The 16,738-nt window shown below is 53.0% G+C and carries 18 protein-coding genes; 4 read left to right on the top strand and 14 right to left on the bottom strand.

What is annotated here, in order from left to right; translation table 11 throughout:
- Positions 1-64 precede the first annotated feature (64 nt).
- The 10 genes from ACAF76_RS18330 to ACAF76_RS18375 all read right to left on the bottom strand — a co-directional run bounded on the left by ACAF76_RS18330 (position 65) and on the right by ACAF76_RS18375 (position 9,017).
- Entirely contained in the window at positions 65-1,039 is a 975-nt protein-coding gene (locus tag ACAF76_RS18330) for an aldo/keto reductase (RefSeq protein ID WP_421617117.1), read from the bottom strand.
- A 263-nt stretch (positions 1,040-1,302) separates the two neighbouring features.
- Positions 1,303-2,061 (bottom strand): HAAS domain-containing protein, encoded by a 759-nt coding sequence (locus ACAF76_RS18335; protein WP_421617118.1) that lies wholly within the window; start codon positions 2,059-2,061, stop codon positions 1,303-1,305.
- Positions 2,054-2,398, bottom strand: coding sequence for a PadR family transcriptional regulator (locus ACAF76_RS18340; protein WP_421617930.1), 345 nt, complete (start codon positions 2,396-2,398; stop codon positions 2,054-2,056). Before ACAF76_RS18340 ends, ACAF76_RS18335 begins: the two co-directional genes overlap by 8 nt.
- Before the next feature lie 203 nt (positions 2,399-2,601).
- Positions 2,602-2,925, bottom strand: a complete 324-nt coding sequence (locus ACAF76_RS18345) for an AzlD domain-containing protein (RefSeq protein ID WP_421617119.1) — start codon at positions 2,923-2,925, stop codon at positions 2,602-2,604.
- Positions 2,915-3,598: an AzlC family ABC transporter permease gene (locus ACAF76_RS18350; protein WP_421617120.1), complete on the bottom strand. Its 684-nt coding sequence runs from the start codon at positions 3,596-3,598 to the stop codon at positions 2,915-2,917. The genes ACAF76_RS18345 and ACAF76_RS18350 overlap by 11 nt, the downstream gene beginning before the upstream one ends.
- A gap of 206 nt (positions 3,599-3,804) precedes the next feature.
- A complete protein-coding gene (locus tag ACAF76_RS18355) occupies positions 3,805-4,512 on the bottom strand; it encodes an ABC transporter ATP-binding protein (RefSeq protein WP_421617121.1) in 708 nt (235 codons plus the stop codon).
- Between the two features lie 16 nt (positions 4,513-4,528).
- Positions 4,529-5,305, bottom strand: a complete 777-nt coding sequence (locus ACAF76_RS18360; RefSeq protein ID WP_421617122.1) for an ABC transporter ATP-binding protein — start codon at positions 5,303-5,305, stop codon at positions 4,529-4,531.
- A 21-nt stretch (positions 5,306-5,326) separates the two neighbouring features.
- The gene (locus ACAF76_RS18365; RefSeq protein ID WP_421617123.1) at positions 5,327-6,610 is read right to left on the bottom strand and encodes a branched-chain amino acid ABC transporter permease; all 1,284 of its coding nucleotides are present in this window, start codon (positions 6,608-6,610) and stop codon (positions 5,327-5,329) included.
- A gap of 8 nt (positions 6,611-6,618) precedes the next feature.
- Complete coding sequence (locus ACAF76_RS18370) at positions 6,619-7,566, bottom strand: branched-chain amino acid ABC transporter permease (RefSeq protein ID WP_421617124.1); 948 nt, start codon at positions 7,564-7,566, stop codon at positions 6,619-6,621.
- Positions 7,567-7,775: 209 nt separating this feature from the next.
- Entirely contained in the window at positions 7,776-9,017 is a 1,242-nt protein-coding gene (locus ACAF76_RS18375; RefSeq protein ID WP_421617125.1) for a branched-chain amino acid ABC transporter substrate-binding protein, read from the bottom strand.
- A 460-nt stretch (positions 9,018-9,477) separates the two neighbouring features.
- Between ACAF76_RS18375 and ACAF76_RS18380 the strand changes: the two genes are divergently transcribed.
- The 4 genes from ACAF76_RS18380 to ACAF76_RS18395 all read left to right on the top strand — a co-directional run bounded on the left by ACAF76_RS18380 (position 9,478) and on the right by ACAF76_RS18395 (position 11,867).
- Positions 9,478-9,969 (top strand): YgaP family membrane protein, encoded by a 492-nt coding sequence (locus ACAF76_RS18380; RefSeq protein WP_421617126.1) that lies wholly within the window; start codon positions 9,478-9,480, stop codon positions 9,967-9,969.
- A gap of 14 nt (positions 9,970-9,983) precedes the next feature.
- A complete protein-coding gene (locus tag ACAF76_RS18385; RefSeq protein WP_421617127.1) occupies positions 9,984-10,118 on the top strand; it encodes an EYxxD motif small membrane protein in 135 nt (44 codons plus the stop codon).
- Between the two features lie 88 nt (positions 10,119-10,206).
- Entirely contained in the window at positions 10,207-10,644 is a 438-nt protein-coding gene (locus tag ACAF76_RS18390; RefSeq protein ID WP_421617128.1) for a MarR family winged helix-turn-helix transcriptional regulator, read from the top strand.
- 11 nt (positions 10,645-10,655) lie between these two features.
- On the top strand, positions 10,656-11,867 hold the full coding sequence (locus ACAF76_RS18395; RefSeq protein WP_421617129.1) for an MFS transporter: 1,212 nt from the start codon (positions 10,656-10,658) through the stop codon (positions 11,865-11,867).
- A gap of 81 nt (positions 11,868-11,948) precedes the next feature.
- Here the strand turns inward: ACAF76_RS18395 and ACAF76_RS18400 are convergent, their stop codons facing one another.
- The 4 genes from ACAF76_RS18400 to ACAF76_RS18415 form a co-directional block, all read right to left on the bottom strand.
- Positions 11,949-13,037, bottom strand: coding sequence for a hypothetical protein (locus ACAF76_RS18400; protein WP_421617130.1), 1,089 nt, complete (start codon positions 13,035-13,037; stop codon positions 11,949-11,951).
- A 243-nt stretch (positions 13,038-13,280) separates the two neighbouring features.
- Positions 13,281-14,558, bottom strand: a complete 1,278-nt coding sequence (gene purD / locus ACAF76_RS18405; protein ID WP_421617131.1) for a phosphoribosylamine--glycine ligase — start codon at positions 14,556-14,558, stop codon at positions 13,281-13,283.
- Between the two features lie 38 nt (positions 14,559-14,596).
- A complete protein-coding gene (gene purH / locus ACAF76_RS18410; protein WP_421617132.1) occupies positions 14,597-16,141 on the bottom strand; it encodes a bifunctional phosphoribosylaminoimidazolecarboxamide formyltransferase/IMP cyclohydrolase in 1,545 nt (514 codons plus the stop codon).
- A gap of 221 nt (positions 16,142-16,362) precedes the next feature.
- Complete coding sequence (locus ACAF76_RS18415) at positions 16,363-16,734, bottom strand: hypothetical protein (protein ID WP_421617133.1); 372 nt, start codon at positions 16,732-16,734, stop codon at positions 16,363-16,365.
- Positions 16,735-16,738 lie beyond the last annotated feature (4 nt).

Raw genomic sequence — 16,738 nt, forward strand, 5'->3', positions numbered from 1 at the left:
ACAAGTAAATAGTGAGGACCACCCGCGTTACAGCGGCGTGGTCCCTTTTTCTTCCCCTGCATGGTTACGGCAAGCGATAAAATCCGAACGGCTCGCCCAGGCGGAAACGATCGCTGATTTCGTCCAGTTTGGCCATCGTGGCCTCATCCAGCTTCACAGCGGCGCTCTCCAGGTTGGCGGTTACCTGCTCTACCCGCGAGGCACCGACGATCACGGTAGAGACGGCCGGTTTGTTCATCAACCAGGCGATGGAGAGCACGCCCGGCGCAATCCCCAGCTCGGCGGCAAGGGCAGATACCTGTTGTCCCAGCTCAATTTTGTCCGCCTGTAGCTTGTCGGCAAAGCGCGGCTCTTTTGCCAGACGCGATCCTTCCGGCGCCTGGCTCTCGGACGTATACTTGCCCGTCAGGATGCCGCCTGCCAACGGAAAGTACGGGATGATTCCCAGTCCTTGATCCAGGCAGAGCGGGATCATTTCCCTCTCCGGGGTGCGGTCTGCCAGGGAATAGCTGACTTGCAGCGACACGAAGCGGTTGAGCCCTTTCAACTCACTGATACCGAGCGCTTTCATCAGCTCCCAGGCGAAGTAGTTGGAAGCGCCGATGTAGCGAACCTTGCCGGCGCGGACCATGTCATCGAGCGCGCGCAGCGTCTCTTCCAGCGGCGTGTACTGGTCGAAGGTGTGGATTTGGTAGAGATCGACGTAATCAGTGCCCAGTCGCTTCAGGCTGCCTTCCAATTCTTTTTGCAAATGATAGCGGGACGCTCCTCTTTCATTGGGGCCCTCACCGCGCGGCAGCCCGGCCTTCGTCGCCAGCACAACCTCATGACGGCGTCCTTCCAACGCCTTGCCGATGATGCGCTCCGACTCCGTATTCGTATAAATATTGGCCGTGTCGATAAAGTTGATGCCGCCTTCCAGCGCCGCATCGATAATGCGCAGCGTAGTCGCCTCATCGGCTCGTCCGCCAAACGAGTTCGTACCGATCCCCAGAGCGGACACATGCAGTCCGCTGTTGCCCAAACGACGATATTCCATTTCTTCTCAGTCCTTTCCTGTTTCTCGGTTTTGTCTACATATAAATTGTAGCATTTTCCATCGGAATTTCCGATTGTGAAACTGCTTCTACCTTTTGATAGACGTGGTTCTGGCTGTAGTGATGGGGAGGAAAAAGGAAAAAGCGCTCCTGCGGGTCGAAATCTTTGCTGGGGGTCATCCCTGGCCGCCTTCCACTCCAAAGGCGGAACCGCGGCCAAAAGCAGCAACTTCGTAGAAGCGCATCAAGGTTAGCCATAGCTTTACTACTTCTTTTTTGCTCGTTTTTGCGATAACCAGAGGTAAAGGCCAATTCCCCCGAAGGTAATCCACGGACTTATCATCAGCTGTACTTCGTGTGTCAATGGCGTCAGGCCCAGAAGAAAATCGGGCAGTGTCAACAATGCTACAACAATGGGAAGAATCCATGTTTTTGCCCAAAAGGATGCGCCGATGATAAAGAATGCCGTAATTCCTCCGATGATCAGACTTGCCGTACTGCCAAAATGAATCACGGGCGTATCGATGGTTCGATTGGCGTAGATCAACCCTACAAACAAAGCGATGGGCAGGATCGCGATCGCTGTTATAAGCAATCCTTGTTTTTTTATCGATGGATTCGTTGCTGATATATATTTAAACCCCGTTACAATAGCAGCAATAAATACAGCGCCGATAAAAAGATGTCCGACGATTTCCAGGACAGAATAGGAGAGATTACCCTTCATTAAATCCGAGAAAATCGTAAACGAAAATGACCCGAAAACGATGAGAATAATAGATTTGATCCATGATCGATAGTCGGTGGTCATTTCATTGGAGACCATCTCCATATATTCCTTCGGTGATTTTCCAATGATTTTTTCAATTGGCTTTCCGTTTTTTTCTGCTTCGGATAAATGAACTTCCAATTCCTCCACGATTTCTTCGATTTCATCCGAATGTTTTCCGCTGGAGAATAAGTACAGGCGTAAATGTTCCAGGAATTCTCTGCTTTTATCCGACAGCTTCAAATCACTATTCATCCGTCTCATCTCCTTTTGGGTGTTCTGAATCCGATTCATGGCGCAAAACCCTGTTTACATTGATTTGCAAGTAATTCCATCTCTCGATAAACCTTTCTAACTCTGCCTCGCCCTTCGGTGTAAGTGAATAGTACTTCCTTCTTGGCCCTGCCGTTGATTTTTTTAGTGTTGTCGTAACCAATTCTTCTTTTTGCATTCGCATCAGCAATGGATAGATCGTCCCCTCGCTGAAGGAATGAAATCCGTAGCTTTCCAGTTTTTCTGCCAACTCGTAACCGTATACTTCTTTGTCCTTGATAATCGCCAGTAAACAACCATCGAGAATTCCTTTCAGCATCTGTGTTGTCGACAAATTTTCTTTCACCCCCAATACCTTGCAATACAAGAGTAACGATGACAAGCATTCCCTTGCATTACATGATACTTCATCAAGTATAGCGTCATTAGTCTTGCAATGCAAGGTATATTTCTTGCTCATTTTGCAGGTCATCTTGGCCATCCTGCAGCATTTGGCCGTTGATGACATCCTGCGGCACCACTTTATACGATTCCGACGGCCTGCCGATACAAGGCAATGACGACAACCCCAGCCACCAATGCCCACACGATTTGCTTTCTCCACCAACCAACCGCAAGCGACACTATACCTGCGATGAGGTATTCCGGATTCCAGACTCCCTCCCGCATGTGGAACAGAATCGGCGGTATCGTCAACGAACTGAACACCCCGACCGGCACCATCGCCAGTCCCCGCCGCAGCCAGGCAGGAATCTCCCAGCGCGAACTGATGACCAGCATCGGAAATCGCGTCAAATACGTAATCACCGCCATCAGCACGATGATCCACAATACATTATCGTTCATCGCTCACCGCCCCGATCACGACCGCCGTCAATGTCCCTGCGATCACCGCAGCGGTAGACCCGGCCACTGCGTATCCGATGCATGCCGTCACGGCTGCGCAGGCTGCCACCTTGATGTGAAAAGAAGAGAGCAAATTGACGGCGAGAAACCCGAGAAACGTCGCAATAAAAGCAAAGTCCAGCCCATACGCCTCCGTCTGCGTGAAAGTCGCGCCAAACCACGCTCCGATCAGCGTGCTGACATTCCAGACCGCGTAATCAGCCGTACTCGCTCCGGCATAGTAGGCGAGACTCGGTCTGCCGCCCCGCTCCAGGTACGTCGCCTTCAGCGCGTACGTCTCATCGTTCAAAGTCCCTCCCATCAACGCCAGCTTCCACACCGGCGTCCCGCGAAAGTGCGGACCGAGCGACAAGCCGTACAATAGCTGGCGGGCATTCAACAGTGCCGTCGAAACGAGAATCGGCCACCCGACGATCCCCTGTGAAATCAGCCCAACAGCGGCAAATTGCGAGGAACCGGCATTGACCAACAGCGATAACAGCATCGCTTCGGCAATTCCCAAACCAGCCTGCCGCGCCAGCAGCCCGAACACGATCCCGTCCACGATCCCCGCCGCAGCCACCGGCATAATATCCTTCATTCCTTTTCCATACATGGCAGTCGTCGAATGCAAAATTGGCTCACTCTCCTGATTTTTCTGGGGATGAACCACAGTCCACCCACTCGCTCTCATGTCCCCTATCATAACAAAAGTGTCCCGTCTAGCCGACCACCTTTTTGCTTGCCTACAAAAAGCAGGACCGACAGAGTCTTTCTCCATCGGTCCCGAGTTTCGATTTGGCTGGTTGGCAGTTCACTGCCTCGACACACCCTGTGGCGTTACGCCAGATATGCCTCGCGCACCTGCGGGTTGGCAAGCAAGGTGTGCGCGTCGTCTTTCATCGTAATCTCTCCGGTCTGGATGACGTAGCCCCGGTTCGCGACAGAGAGCGCCTGGTTGGCGTTTTGTTCCACCAGCAAGATCGTCATGCCCTCGCGATTCAGCTCGGTCACGATTTCAAAAATCTGCTCGACGAGAATCGGAGCCAGCCCCATCGACGGTTCATCCAGCATCAAAATTTTCGGTTTCATCATCAGCCCGCGTGCGATCGCCAGCATTTGCTGCTCGCCGCCGGACATCGTGCCGCCCTTTTGGTTGATCCGCTCCTTCAGCCGCGGGAAGTAGCGAAACGCCCGCTCGATGCCTTCTTCGATCAAGGCTTTGTCGTTCGTAAAAAACGCTCCCATCTCCAGGTTTTCCCGCACTGTCAGCTTGGGAAATATCCGGCGTCCTTCCGGGACATGGGCGATCCCCATCAAGGCGATGTCATGGGTCTGCATCTGGGTAATGTCTTTGCCATCAAAAATGATTTTCCCTTGGCGTGCCCTCGTCTGCCCGCAGATCGTTTTCAGTGTGGTCGATTTGCCCGCTCCATTGGAGCCGATCAAGGTGACGATTTCTCCGGGGTCTACCGTGATCGACAAGCCCTTCAACGCGTGGATGCCGCCGTAATAGGTGTGAACATCGTGCAATTCCAGCAATGACATCTTGTGCTCCCCCCTCCTACGACACTTCCGTAGCGCCTTTTCCGAGGTAAGCCTCGATGACGCTCGGATTATTGCGGATTTGCTCCGGTGTTCCCTCAGCGATCTTGCGTCCGTAGTCGAGCACGTGGATGTATTCGCTCAGTCCCATGACCAGCTTCATGTCGTGCTCGATCAGGATAATCGTAAGGTCCAGCTCTTTTTTCAGACGGCGGATAAATTCGGTCATTTCCACTGTCTCGCGCGGATTCATCCCGGCTGCCGGTTCGTCGAGCAGGATGATTTGCGGATTGGCGGCAAGCGCCCGGGCGATCTCCAATTTCCGCTGCAATCCGTACGGCAAGCTCCCCGCTTCCTCGTTGGCGACATGGGCAATACCGACGTACTCCATCAGTTGGTACGCCTCAATCCGTGCCAGTTCTTCCTCTTCACGCACCTTTTTCGTCTTGAACAAGATGCCGACCAGACCGGCGGAAAGCCGGCTGTGGATGCCGACCATGACATTTTCCAGAGCCGTCATCTGCTTGAACAGGCGAATGTTTTGAAAGGTTCGCGTAATGCCGCGGCTGGCAATCTGGTCGGGACGCAGCCCCTTGATGCTTTTGCCGTTGAGCAGAACATCGCCTTCATCCGGGTCGTAAAAGCCGGTAATCATGTTGAAAAAAGTGGTTTTGCCTGCCCCGTTAGGCCCGATAACAGCCGTAATGCTTCCTTTATCGATCCGGATGGTCACATCCTGATTGGCCACCAGACCGCCAAAACGCTTGGTTAAACCTACTGCTTCCAGTAGCGCCATAGTTTGTTTCCTCCCTGTCCGTTACGTTTGTTTGCCAGCAGACGACTGGGATAGCTTGGACAAAATCCCCAGTTTCCCTCTGCCAACCGAACTGTTCTTGATCGCGTCCAGATCGTTTTTCTTCCGCTTCGCCGGAATCAATCCGTTCGGCCTGTACAACGCCACAAAGATCAGCATGATCCCGAAAATAAGACGCTGGAACTTGGAAGGGTCCAACTGGTTGGGGAGGTTGATGATCCCGGACTGCTGCAGCGAGTGCAGGAAGTTGGAGAACTCCTTGAGAAGCTGCACCTGCAAAATCGTAACGAAGGCTGCCCCCAGTACCACCCCCGGGATGCTGCCGCTGCCGCCGAGAATGACCATGACCAAAATTCCGATCGACTCCATCAAAGTAAAGGAAGTCGGGTCGATAAAGGTTTGTTTGGCTGCAAAAATAACCCCGACCACTCCGGCAAACGACGCGCCTGTCGCAAATGCAGCCAGTTTGGTGTGCAAGAGCGAAATTCCCATCGACTGTGCGGCCAGCTCATCCTCCCGAATCGCGATCCAGGCTCTGCCGAGACGGGAGTTTTCAAAGCGGATGTTGGCCAGCACGATAAACGCAATCACAATCAGTACGATGCAATAGAAGTAAAACGGCGTTCCCAGCCTGATGTCGAACAGCTCGGGAGCGGGAATCGGCGTAATCCCCTGCGGACCGTTGGTAATGTTGATGGGCTTATCCAGGTTGTTGAAGACGATGCGGATGATTTCTCCGAAGCCGAGCGTGACGATGGCCAGGTAGTCGCCCTTCACCCGCAAGACCGGCAAGCCCAATAGTATCCCGAATATGGCCGCGACGATCAAGCCAACGATGAGAAACGGCCAGAACCAGTTCCCGGATAACGGAAACAGATCGCTGGCGATAAAATTGGTCACCTGCGGGGTGGAAAAGATCGCGTATGCGTATGCTCCCGCGGCGAAAAAGGCGACATAGCCCAAATCGAGCAGCCCGGCAAAGCCGACTACGATGTTCAAGCCGAGCGCCATCGCGACGTAAATCCCGACCTGGGACGCGACCTCCATGTAGTAGCGGTTGTCACCAGCCACCAACGGGATAATGACGACGAGCACGAGCGCCCCCAGTGCGAGCTTGAAAGCATTGCTCGTATTTGTGTAATAAATCAGAACAATCGAACTAAGAATCCCGAGAAACGCCAGAACGGATTTGTCCAAAAAATGCAAAAGCAATGCAAACGCCGCTATCCAGACCAAAGTGACAACGAGCGGAATTCCCTTGAATGATCTCCATGTCAAGTTTGCCATAATTTCACCTACACTTTCTCTTTTACAGCTTCACCAAACAAACCTTCTGGCTTGAAGAGAAGCACGAGAATGAGAATACTGAACGCAAACACGTCTTTGTATTCAGCCCCGAAGGCACCATTTGTCAGCGGGCCCATATACGCGCCGGAGAGAGACTCCAGAAGGCCGAGCAGAACGCCACCGAACATGGCACCCTGGATATTTCCGATTCCGCCCAGTACCGCGGCAGTAAAGGCTTTCATTCCGATGATAAAGCCGATATACGGGTCAATCGTCCCGTAGTTTTGGGCAAACAGTACCCCGGTAGCTCCTCCCAGGCTGGAGCCGATCAAAAAAGTAAGCATGATGACTTTGTTCACATTTATGGTCATCAGCGCAGCCGTGCTTTGATCCTGTGCGACGGCCCGCATGGCGATTCCCCACTTTGTTTTGCCGACAAACAACGTCAAGGCGATCATCATCACAATCGCAAGGACGATGACGACCAAGCCTTTTACCGGAATCGTCGCAATCCCAAGTGAAATTGATCCCGAAAATAAAGCTGGCGTGTTCAAGTAAAACTCATTGCGTGCAATTGCTTCGGTAAAACGCACCAGATCCTGAAGCAAAAACGAAACCCCGATCGCTGAAATCAGCGGTACCAGTCGGGGAGCTCCCCGCAACGGGCGATACGCGAGCCGTTCGATGCCGACGCCCAGCGCCCCCGTCAGAATCATGGTGATGACAAGCGTCATAAACAGTGCGACGTACGGGTTCATCCCGTCGAGCGCACCTATGGCGTCGGTGATCAGGAGCACCTCTGTGCCCACAAATGCACCTACCATGAAGATTTCTCCGTGTGCAAAGTTGATGAACTCCAAAATCCCGTAAACCATTGTGTAACCCAAGGCCACAACCGCATACATAAATCCGAGTGTCAATCCATCAACTAAGACCTGAGGCAAAATAGCAAGCATCCTTTTTCATCCCTCATTTCGTAGTTAGGTACTGGTACTAATTCTTCATGCAAAAAGATTCATCCTTCATATTTTTACAAACAATGTTTATATTCTACATCATCTGTCTTTTTTCGCAAAGAAAAGGAGGGCGAACACTTTCGTGTGCCCCCCGCGTGGTTTGAGGCCGAATCACAAAGCGATCTCTGGATAGCCTGAGTACGGTTGTTTTATTCCGCCTTGCCGACAAAATTGGATTTTTCTTTGTCGTACCGGTAGACGAAGACATCTGCGTGGATGTTGTCGCCTTTCTCATCAAAGGTAACCTTGGTGAATTGGCCCTGGAAGTCTTTGGTGTTGTGGACAGCCTCCAGCACCTGTTCACGGGTTGGCTTCGCACCGCCATTTGCCTGGATCGCCTGCTTGAGACCGTTGAGGATGACGTTCATCGAGTCGTATCCGTAGACGGAGTATGTCTCCAGCGGCTTGTTGGTAGTCGCCTTGTACTGATCCGCCCATTTCTTCCCTTCCTCCGTCTGGGTCACATCGCCGGCTACAGAGGTAAATACGACGCCGTCGACGGCATCGCCGGCAATTTTGATCATTTCCGACGAATCCAGCCCGTCGCCTCCCATGAAGTAGCCCTCATAGCCTTTTTCACGCGCTTGCTTGACGAGAATGCCGCCCTCCGGATACAGCCCGCCGTAGAAGATGATGTCCGGCTTCTGAACAGTTACCTGGTTCAGCACCGCGCTGTAATCCTTCTCCCCTTGGGTGATCCCCTCGAAGCCAAGCACTTGCACGCCGTCTTTTTCAAACTGTAATTTCACCTGATCCGCCAGCCCTTGCCCGTATGCGGTCTTGTCGTGAATGATAAATGCGCTTTTCACGCCCAGTGTATTTTTTGCGTACAGCGCCGCCTGCGGTCCTTGGGCATCGTCACGCGCGCAGATGCGGTGTACCGTTTTCTTTCCTTCTTCCGTCAGGTTCACCGCAGTATTGGCCGGCGATACCATGACCAGATTGCCTTCCTCGTACTTCACCGATGCCGCGATCGCCACACCGGAGTTCAAGTGCCCGACGACGCCCAGCACCTGCTGGTCGGATACGAGCATCTCCGCGTTGGACACGCCGATTTTCGGGTCAGCCTGGTCGTCCTGCGGGAAGAGCTGCACGTCAAAGCCCAGTTCTTTAAACTCTTCCTTGCGTTCGTTCAGCGCGTACTCCGCACCGGTCTTGATCGCATCCCCGAGCGACGACTGGCTTCCGGACAGCGGCGTCTGGGTCGCAATCTTGATGACTTCCAATGTACCTCCGCCGCTTCCCGACGAGCCGGAACCGGAGCTGCTGCCGCCACCCGATCCGCTCCCCGTGCTTGATCCCCCCGTACTGCTACCGCCTGCACAGCCTGACAAGACGATACTCGTTGCCAATGCCGCAATTAAAAAACGAAAAGTAAAAAGTTTTTTCATGCGGAATTGAATCCCCCTTTTTATTTTTGGAATTTTCTGATCTTCCAAGCAAAGGTTATCTCTCTACCAGGTTGCAGACGTAAAATCGTATGTACGAGAACGTATCAAACTTTGATTTTGCTTGGTTATTTTATATTGTAAAAGAAATGAGAAAATTTACAAGAGAAAAAATATATTTTAAAAAAACATATCAGTTCGATATATGTATGATTTTAAATTCTGTTTTTTGAAATCGAAATGATATATCTTTGCTTTCGTAAAATAAAGTATTTGCGCACGCTTCGCATCCGAAGGCGCTTCCATATCCCCCGTTACAATCGGCAAAAACACCGTGTCAGCAGGCTGTCCCGCTACTTGCCGGACCCACTTTGCAGGGTAGTAACAATTTCCACGTTTTTTTCTTCCCTCCCGAAGAAGACTAGCCTGTAGATACAGGCATGTACAACAGGAGGCATACGGAATGGGAATGCGTAAAAACGTGGGAACGACTGACGCGATGATCAGAATGACGGTCGGGATTTTGGGATTGGCATACGGAGTCGGGCAAATGAGCAGAAGACCGCATAAAACTCCATGGCTGTTGCTGGGACTATCGGCGATGAAAGTAGCAGAGGGCGCAACCCGCTTTTGTCCGATGTATGCGGCGCTGGGACTGGATTCGCATTCCGAAAAAGACCGGATGCGGATGATGGAAAAGCTCAAGGACGCCGGGATGCAGGCAGTCAAAATGGCGCAAATGCCGATGGCAAGCAAGCAGAAAAACGCGGCGCAGCAGCATCAGAGCAGCTCTGCCGAATCGCGTCCGCAAAAGGCCGACAGCCAGGCAAAGCTGACTGACGAAGACAAGCTGATCGAACAATCAGTGCGTGAGTTCGTCTCCATGGAGGAAGGCGAAACACACGGACACACTGCCTATCGCAACAGCGAATACCGCTATCCGACCTACTCGTAAAGGGGCGATATACCTTGCTTTACGGACCGGGACTATACGAATGGCTGTCGCACAATGCGTTCGTGATCGCCATGATCATCGCCGTCATCGCCGTGATGATCTACTTTGCCTACACTGCAAACAAAAAACGAGGAAGGTACCGCCAGTAGCTGATGGCGGTATTTTTTCTTTACACAATCAGTTGTTGTACATATAATTGCTAAGACAAGTATTTTCCCGGAAAGGATGATTCTCCTGTTGCAGCGACGTGAGGACTCATTGGGCTTTACCATCGGAAATACGTACCGCAGGATGGTTCAACACGTCTCCGTCCACCTGCGGCCTTTTGCAATCACACCCGAGCAGTTTTCCGTACTTTTCCAACTGTACAAGGCCGGCGGAATGAAGCAAAAAGATCTGGCTGCCCGTACGTCCAAGGACCAGCCGACTATGACCCGCATCCTTGACGTACTGCTGCGCAAAGGCCTGGTTGAAAAGAAAACATGCGATTCCGATCGGCGCGCTTTCATCATTTCGATTACGGATGCTGGCAAAGCCTTGATGGATCAAGCCATACCCGCGGAAGAAAAAGCGATCTCCGAAGTTTTTGCGGGCTTTGATCCGGCCCAGCTTGAGCAGCTCAGGCAAATGATGCAGCAATGCTGTGAGAACATTGAACGACATACAAACGAGTAGGAGTGTAACCATTGCAAGCTGACATACAACAACGAGAACGACTCTGGACAAAAAACTTTCTGTTTCTTACTCTATCCAATTTGCTGCTGTTTATCGTCGTGCAAATTCAGGCCGCCACCATGCCCGCCTATGTTAAAGAGGCGTACGTATCCAGCGACATGATGGCGTCGCTTGTCGTGACGATGTTTAACCTGTGTGCCATCGTCTCGCGGATATACGCCGGGGAAGCGATCAAGACCACGAGCAGCAGGACGCTGATTGTCGCCGGGCTGATCATCTCCGGACTGGCTGTAGTCGGCTACCACTTCAGCGCTTCCATCGCGCTTCTGATCATCCTGCGCGGGTTGTTCGGGATTGGCTTTGGACTGGGCAGTACGGCTTTTGCCACCAGCGTATCCAACGCCGTGCCGCAGAAGCGCCTGGGAGAGGGCATGGGCTATTTCGGGCTATCGGTCAGCCTGGCTTTGGCCCTGGGTCCGATTATCGGGATCAACCTGCTGCAGCAGTTTGGATTTGGCACGATGGTACTGACCACGCTCTGCCTGTTGGCAGCGGTCTTTCCTTTGCTGTTAGGCATACGTCGCCAGTCGAATCCGGCCCCTTCTGTACAGACGACGGTGAAGGCTACCGGATTTGCCCGTTTTTACGACAAAAAGATCGTGCTGCCTACTACGCTCAACTTTTTGCTGTCGATCACGTACGGCGGACTGATCAGCTTCCTCGTCCTGTTTGGCCAGGAAGCGAACTTCCCCAACGTAAGCTGGTTTTTTCTCTGCTTCGCCGCTACCGTAGTGCTGGTTCGTCCCTTGTCAGGCAAGCTGTTTGACAGAAAAGGGCATCAAGCCGTCGTTCCGCTCGGTGTGCTGATGACAGGGATCGGTCTGTTTGTGCTCTCTTTCGCTGACCAGGCCTTTCTGCTGTACATCTCCGCCGTCTTTTACGGGTTCGGTTTCGGGTTTTTGCAGCCTTCCCTGCAAGCGTGGACAGTACAGGCTGTCGCTTTGGAACAGCGGGGCATGGCCAACGCCGCCTTTTTGAATTCCATCGATCTGGGCATCGGGGTCGGCTCGCTGCTGCTCGGCATCGTCGCCACCTATTCCAGCTACGCGGTCATGTACCGCTGGTCGGCACTGTTTATGGTCGTATTTCTGCTCGTCTACGCGATCGCCGACTTGCGCAGAAGAAGGCTTGCCAAAGCGCTCAGCGAGCAGCAGGTGGCGTAGTTTGCCGCATTTTTTGATACGGTTCTCCGTGTGTTTGTCTAAGTAGTATCGGCGACTACGTCAGGAGCTCAGACCACGCTATCAATACGTTGGGCCTGTCAGGCGATCGGAAAAGACGTCCGGTTCCAGCGTCTCCTCGACGACTGGATGAAGCTGGTAAACGAGATCCTGTGCACCTGGCTGATTCACATGAAACGCGATGCCGGTTAACCTGGAATCCGGTATACGGCGGGAGAAATCCATAACCTTGACGTACTCTTCGTACAGTACCTCGACCATCTCTTCTAACGTCGTGTCAACGATTGCAAGCTCGACTGTATACTCGTCCAACGTCTCGCTCCATTGCGACGTGATGCTCCACATATGCGCTTGCTGGTGAATCGGATAGAGCTCGTTAAAGGCTCTGCCGAAATCTCTGGAGACTATTTCCGTTATTTCCGCCAGCACCTGTTGCCGCAGCTCGGCTTCATCAAACAGAATACCGCTTGCATCGGAGTGGCGAGCCACCTTTTCCGCCCCATCGATTGTGAATACATAGTCTAGTCGCGAAGAGGCATCCCGAATCGGAAACCTTGGATCCTGGAATGAGACGAACAGTCTCGTCATTCCATGCTGTGCCGCCTCTTCAAAGAAAGATCTGGAATTTCTGATGGTCTCATCGAGATCTGCGAGTGTAATATCGATATAATACTCCGGATGTTCCGTCATCATCGCCCTAAACAGCGACAATTCCTCCTGTTGTACTTTATCCCAGTACAGCGAAATCGGAATATCCAGCTGTATCCCAAAATGCTTCTCAACGAGAGCGGGATAATAATAGTAGTACCGGGTGTCCGCATAATCTTCAGATAATACATTTCTGTAGGGCAATCCGCCCTCGGCCCTGGACCCGCTTTTTCTTTGCACGGCAAATGTCGAGTCTGGATCGTAGTCAGGGGCCATCACAAGAATATCGTATCCGCTGGAGTTGGAACCGAGGGAGTCGACAACTTCAAAAGTAATGCCGTAACGCTCCGTCAGCTCTTCCCTGATTTTTCGTTCATAGGACGACCCGCTTTGTGCACAACCGGATACGATTATAACGGCCATGACGAATCCCAGCACGATCGATACCGTTCGTGGAGAAACGGAAAAAAACTTGTTTTGTGTGAAACGATGTATTTTTCTCACCCCATTTTGCCCCGTCATTCACTCACTATCATAGCACAGTATGGGAAATGTTGGGCGAGGGAATCAAGCACCCCCCGATCACGTGACGAACAGACAGAAAGGGCTTATCGGGCTGAAAGCGGACTCTTCGCTGTGAACTCCGTCCGCGAAATGACGGTCTTCATTTCGCCATACCACAACAAAAAGGTTCCCGCAGGCAGTATGACACTGTTCGCAGGAACCTTTTTTACTTGTTATCTATTCTTATTTCCCGTTTTGCGCATTCATCGCTTTCGCTCCGATGTCCGTGCGATAGTGCGCCCCGTCAAAGGCAATCGTACGCACGGCGGCATACGCTGCCTCGCGCGCATGATGCAGATTTTTGCCCGTGCCGGTTACTCCCAGCACGCGTCCGCCATTGGTCACGACACCGCTGTCTGTCTCCTTGGTACCGGCGTGGAACACGGTGACAGGAGCGGCTACTTTGTCCAGTCCGGCAATCGGCTGTCCCTTCGGATAGTCGCCCGGATAGCCAGGAGCCGCCATGATGACACAGACAGCGCTCTCCTGTTTCCAGGTGACGTCGATCGCATCCAGCTCGCCGTTGACCGTAGCCAGGAAGATGTCGAGCAAATCGGTCTCAAGAAGCGGCAAAATGACCTGTGTTTCCGGATCGCCAAAGCGCGCGTTAAACTCCACGACCTTTGGCCCTTCCGTCGTAATCATCAGACCGGTGTACAAAATCCCTTTGAACGGAATGCCGTCCTGCGCCATGCCCGATGCCATCGGCTGTACGATTGTGCGCACGATGTCTGCCACCAGCTCATCCGACATATGCGGCACAGGAGCGTACGTGCCCATCCCGCCCGTGTTGGGACCGCGGTCGTCGTCATAGACGCGCTTGTGGTCCTGGGAGGTAATCATCGGCTTGACCGTCTCGCCATCGACAAAGGAGAGCAGGGACAGTTCCTCGCCGCGCATGCACTCCTCGATCACGACACGCGCGCCGGCCTGTCCGAACACGTTTTCCTGCATGATTTGCCGCAGCGCTTCTTCCGCTTCCTCCAGCGTCTCGGCTACGACGACGCCTTTTCCGGCAGCCAATCCATCCGCCTTGACGACGATCGGCGCACCTTTTTCACGCACGCAGGCAATCGCCGATTCGTAGTCGAGGAATGTCTCATAGGCAGCAGTCGGAATCCCGTACCGCTTCATCAGTTTCTTTGCAAACGACTTGCTGCCCTCGATCTTGGCAGCCATCGAGCTGGGACCGTATACAGGCAGGTTCCGCTCGTTGAAAAAGTCGACAATTCCGCGAAGCAGCGGGTCCTCAGGCCCTATTACCGTCAGCTCGATGCCTTCGTCTTTTACGAATTGGGCGAGTGCGGCAAAATCAAAGGGATCGATCGGTACATTTTGCGCGATTTGCGCTGTTCCTCCGTTGCCAGGTGCGCAATACACCTTGCTGACACGCGGGCTTTGCATCAATTTCCAGGCGATGGCGTGTTCACGCCCGCCGCCGCCGACAATCAAAATCTTCATCTTGGTTTTCCTCCTGTGTAGAGGTTTCGCTCGCTTGATCAGTGTTTGAAATGGCGAGTGCCCGTAAAGATCATGGCGATGCCAAAACGATTGCAGGCATCGATCGACTCCTGGTCACGAACCGAACCGCCTGGCTGGATGATCGCCGTGACCCCTGCCTGTGCCGCCGCTTCCACCGTATCCGGCATCGGGAAAAAGGCATCGGAAGCCAGCACGGAACCTTTGGCCTGCTCTCCGGCCTGTTCGATGGCGATCTTGGCTGCGCCGACGCGGTTCATCTGGCCCGCTCCGACCCCGATCGTCATGTTTTCTTTTGCCAGCACGATGGCGTTTGACTTCACATGCTTGACGACTTTCCAGGCGAATTTCATCTGCTCCAGCTCTTCGGCTGTAGGCTGACGATCCGTGACCACCTTGATCTCTGCTTCTTCCAGTTGCTTCGTGTCGTAATCTTGCACCAGGGCACCGCCTGCGACCGGAGCTGTGCGAAACAGGTTGTCTCTTTTTTGCGCGGATTCTTGTTCGATCGGCACGCGCAGCAGACGTAAGTTCTTCTTCTCCATCAACACTGCCAATGCCTCTTCGGTAAAGTCAGGAGCGAGGATGATTTCCAGAAAAATTTCTTTCATCGCCAGTGCGGTATCGCGGTCAATCGTACGGTTGGCGGCGACGATTCCGCCAAAGATCGAGACCGGATCGGCTTCGTACGCCTTCTGGTAGGCGGCGCGAATGTCTGCGCCAATCCCTACGCCGCACGGATTGGAGTGCTTGATCGCGACGACTGCCGGCTGGTCAAATTCCCGTACGATCGCCAGTGCCGCATCGGCATCATTAATATTATTGTATGACAGTTCTTTTCCATGCAGTTGTTCGGCGTAGGCCACACTCGCCGCACTCGCCAGCGGCTCGCGGTAAAATGCAGCGCGCTGATGCGGGTTTTCCCCGTAACGCAGGTCCTGCGCCTTTTCGTAGGTGACGGTGTAGCTCTCCGGCAGCAGTTCGCCCACCTGCTCACTCAAATAGCGGGAGATCAGGGCGTCATACGCGGCAGTATGCCGGAATACTTTGGCAGCCAGGCGGCGACGCGTCTCGAGCGTCGTATCCTGGTTCGCCTCGATCTCGGCCGCGACCTGCTCATAGTCGGCTGCATCCACGACGACCGTGACGAAGGCGTGGTTTTTGGCCGCCGAGCGGAGCATCGTCGGACCGCCAATATCAATATTTTCAATAGCCTCTGCAAAGGTTACGTCCGGTTTGGCAATCGTCTGTTTGAACGGATACAGGTTTACGACCACCAGATCAATCGGGTCGATGCCCAATTCCTGCATTTGCTTTTGATGTGCTTCATTGTCGCGCACGGCCAGAAGACCGCTGTGGATCGTGGGATGCAGCGTTTTGACACGCCCATCCAAAATTTCCGGAAAACCGGTTACTTCCGAAATGCCTATGACCGGAATCCCCGCTTCCTTCAAGAGAGAAGCAGTGCCCCCCGTAGAAATGATCTCTACTCCTGCGGCAGCAAGACGACGCGCGAACGGCAGCAATCCAGTCTTGTCGGAAACGCTGATTAACGCTCTTTTCACAGATACGTACCTCCTGACTATTTGAACGAACAAAAGAAAACACGAACATTCCTATAACATTAAAACATAATTGTACGTTCCTATCAAGGCTTTCCCTGTGGAAAAACGACCTTTTCACAGGATTGTTAAGGAAAGTCCGCGAGTCGGTACGCAAGTGCGAAACAGCAAAAAGCAGCCGCCCGGGTACGTGGCATGTACTGGCGGCTGCGCCCTGTTTTCCGTTAGCTCTTTTTCTTTTTGCGAACCGCCATGTGCCTGATTCGCTTGGCCATCGACAAGTGTTTGCTTTTGCCTGACGCCCGGGATGGTTTTCGGACCTGCCCGCTCTTCGCCTTGACATCTTTGGGCGCCATCTTCTCCAATTCCTGAAACGTGAGCGGCTTCCCGCTGTTCATTCGGTCTTTCACCCGCTCCCTCGTTTCGTCGGAAAGATCCAACCCCATCTTGGACACTTCATCCATCACGGCATCAAAATTTTGCGTGCCGTCCTTGGGCATTTTTTCCGCCAGCTTCATTATGTCGGCAAGGGTCCATTCTCGTCCGGTGCGCTCACTCAGCTTTCCGAGCAATCCAGTAATCAAATCCTCGCTCATGGCC

Source organism: Brevibacillus sp. TJ4 (assembly GCF_044627595.2).
GTDB lineage: Bacteria > Bacillota > Bacilli > Brevibacillales > Brevibacillaceae > Brevibacillus.

Coding starts and splice junctions, on each gene's coding strand:
- ACAF76_RS18330 (WP_421617117.1), bottom strand. CDS start 1,039: ATGGAATATCGTCGTTTGGGCAACAGCGGACTGCATGTGTCCGCTCTG.
- ACAF76_RS18335 (WP_421617118.1), bottom strand. CDS start 2,061: ATGAATAGTGATTTGAAGCTGTCGGATAAAAGCAGAGAATTCCTGGAA.
- ACAF76_RS18340 (WP_421617930.1), bottom strand. CDS start 2,398: ATGCTGAAAGGAATTCTCGATGGTTGTTTACTGGCGATTATCAAGGAC.
- ACAF76_RS18345 (WP_421617119.1), bottom strand. CDS start 2,925: ATGAACGATAATGTATTGTGGATCATCGTGCTGATGGCGGTGATTACG.
- ACAF76_RS18355 (WP_421617121.1), bottom strand. CDS start 4,512: ATGTCATTGCTGGAATTGCACGATGTTCACACCTATTACGGCGGCATC.
- ACAF76_RS18360 (WP_421617122.1), bottom strand. CDS start 5,305: ATGGCGCTACTGGAAGCAGTAGGTTTAACCAAGCGTTTTGGCGGTCTG.
- ACAF76_RS18365 (WP_421617123.1), bottom strand. CDS start 6,610: ATGGCAAACTTGACATGGAGATCATTCAAGGGAATTCCGCTCGTTGTC.
- ACAF76_RS18370 (WP_421617124.1), bottom strand. CDS start 7,566: ATGCTTGCTATTTTGCCTCAGGTCTTAGTTGATGGATTGACACTCGGA.
- ACAF76_RS18375 (WP_421617125.1), bottom strand. CDS start 9,017: ATGAAAAAACTTTTTACTTTTCGTTTTTTAATTGCGGCATTGGCAACG.
- ACAF76_RS18380 (WP_421617126.1), top strand. CDS start 9,478: ATGGGAATGCGTAAAAACGTGGGAACGACTGACGCGATGATCAGAATG.
- purD (WP_421617131.1), bottom strand. CDS start 14,558: ATGAAGATTTTGATTGTCGGCGGCGGCGGGCGTGAACACGCCATCGCC.
- ACAF76_RS18415 (WP_421617133.1), bottom strand. CDS start 16,734: ATGAGCGAGGATTTGATTACTGGATTGCTCGGAAAGCTGAGTGAGCGC.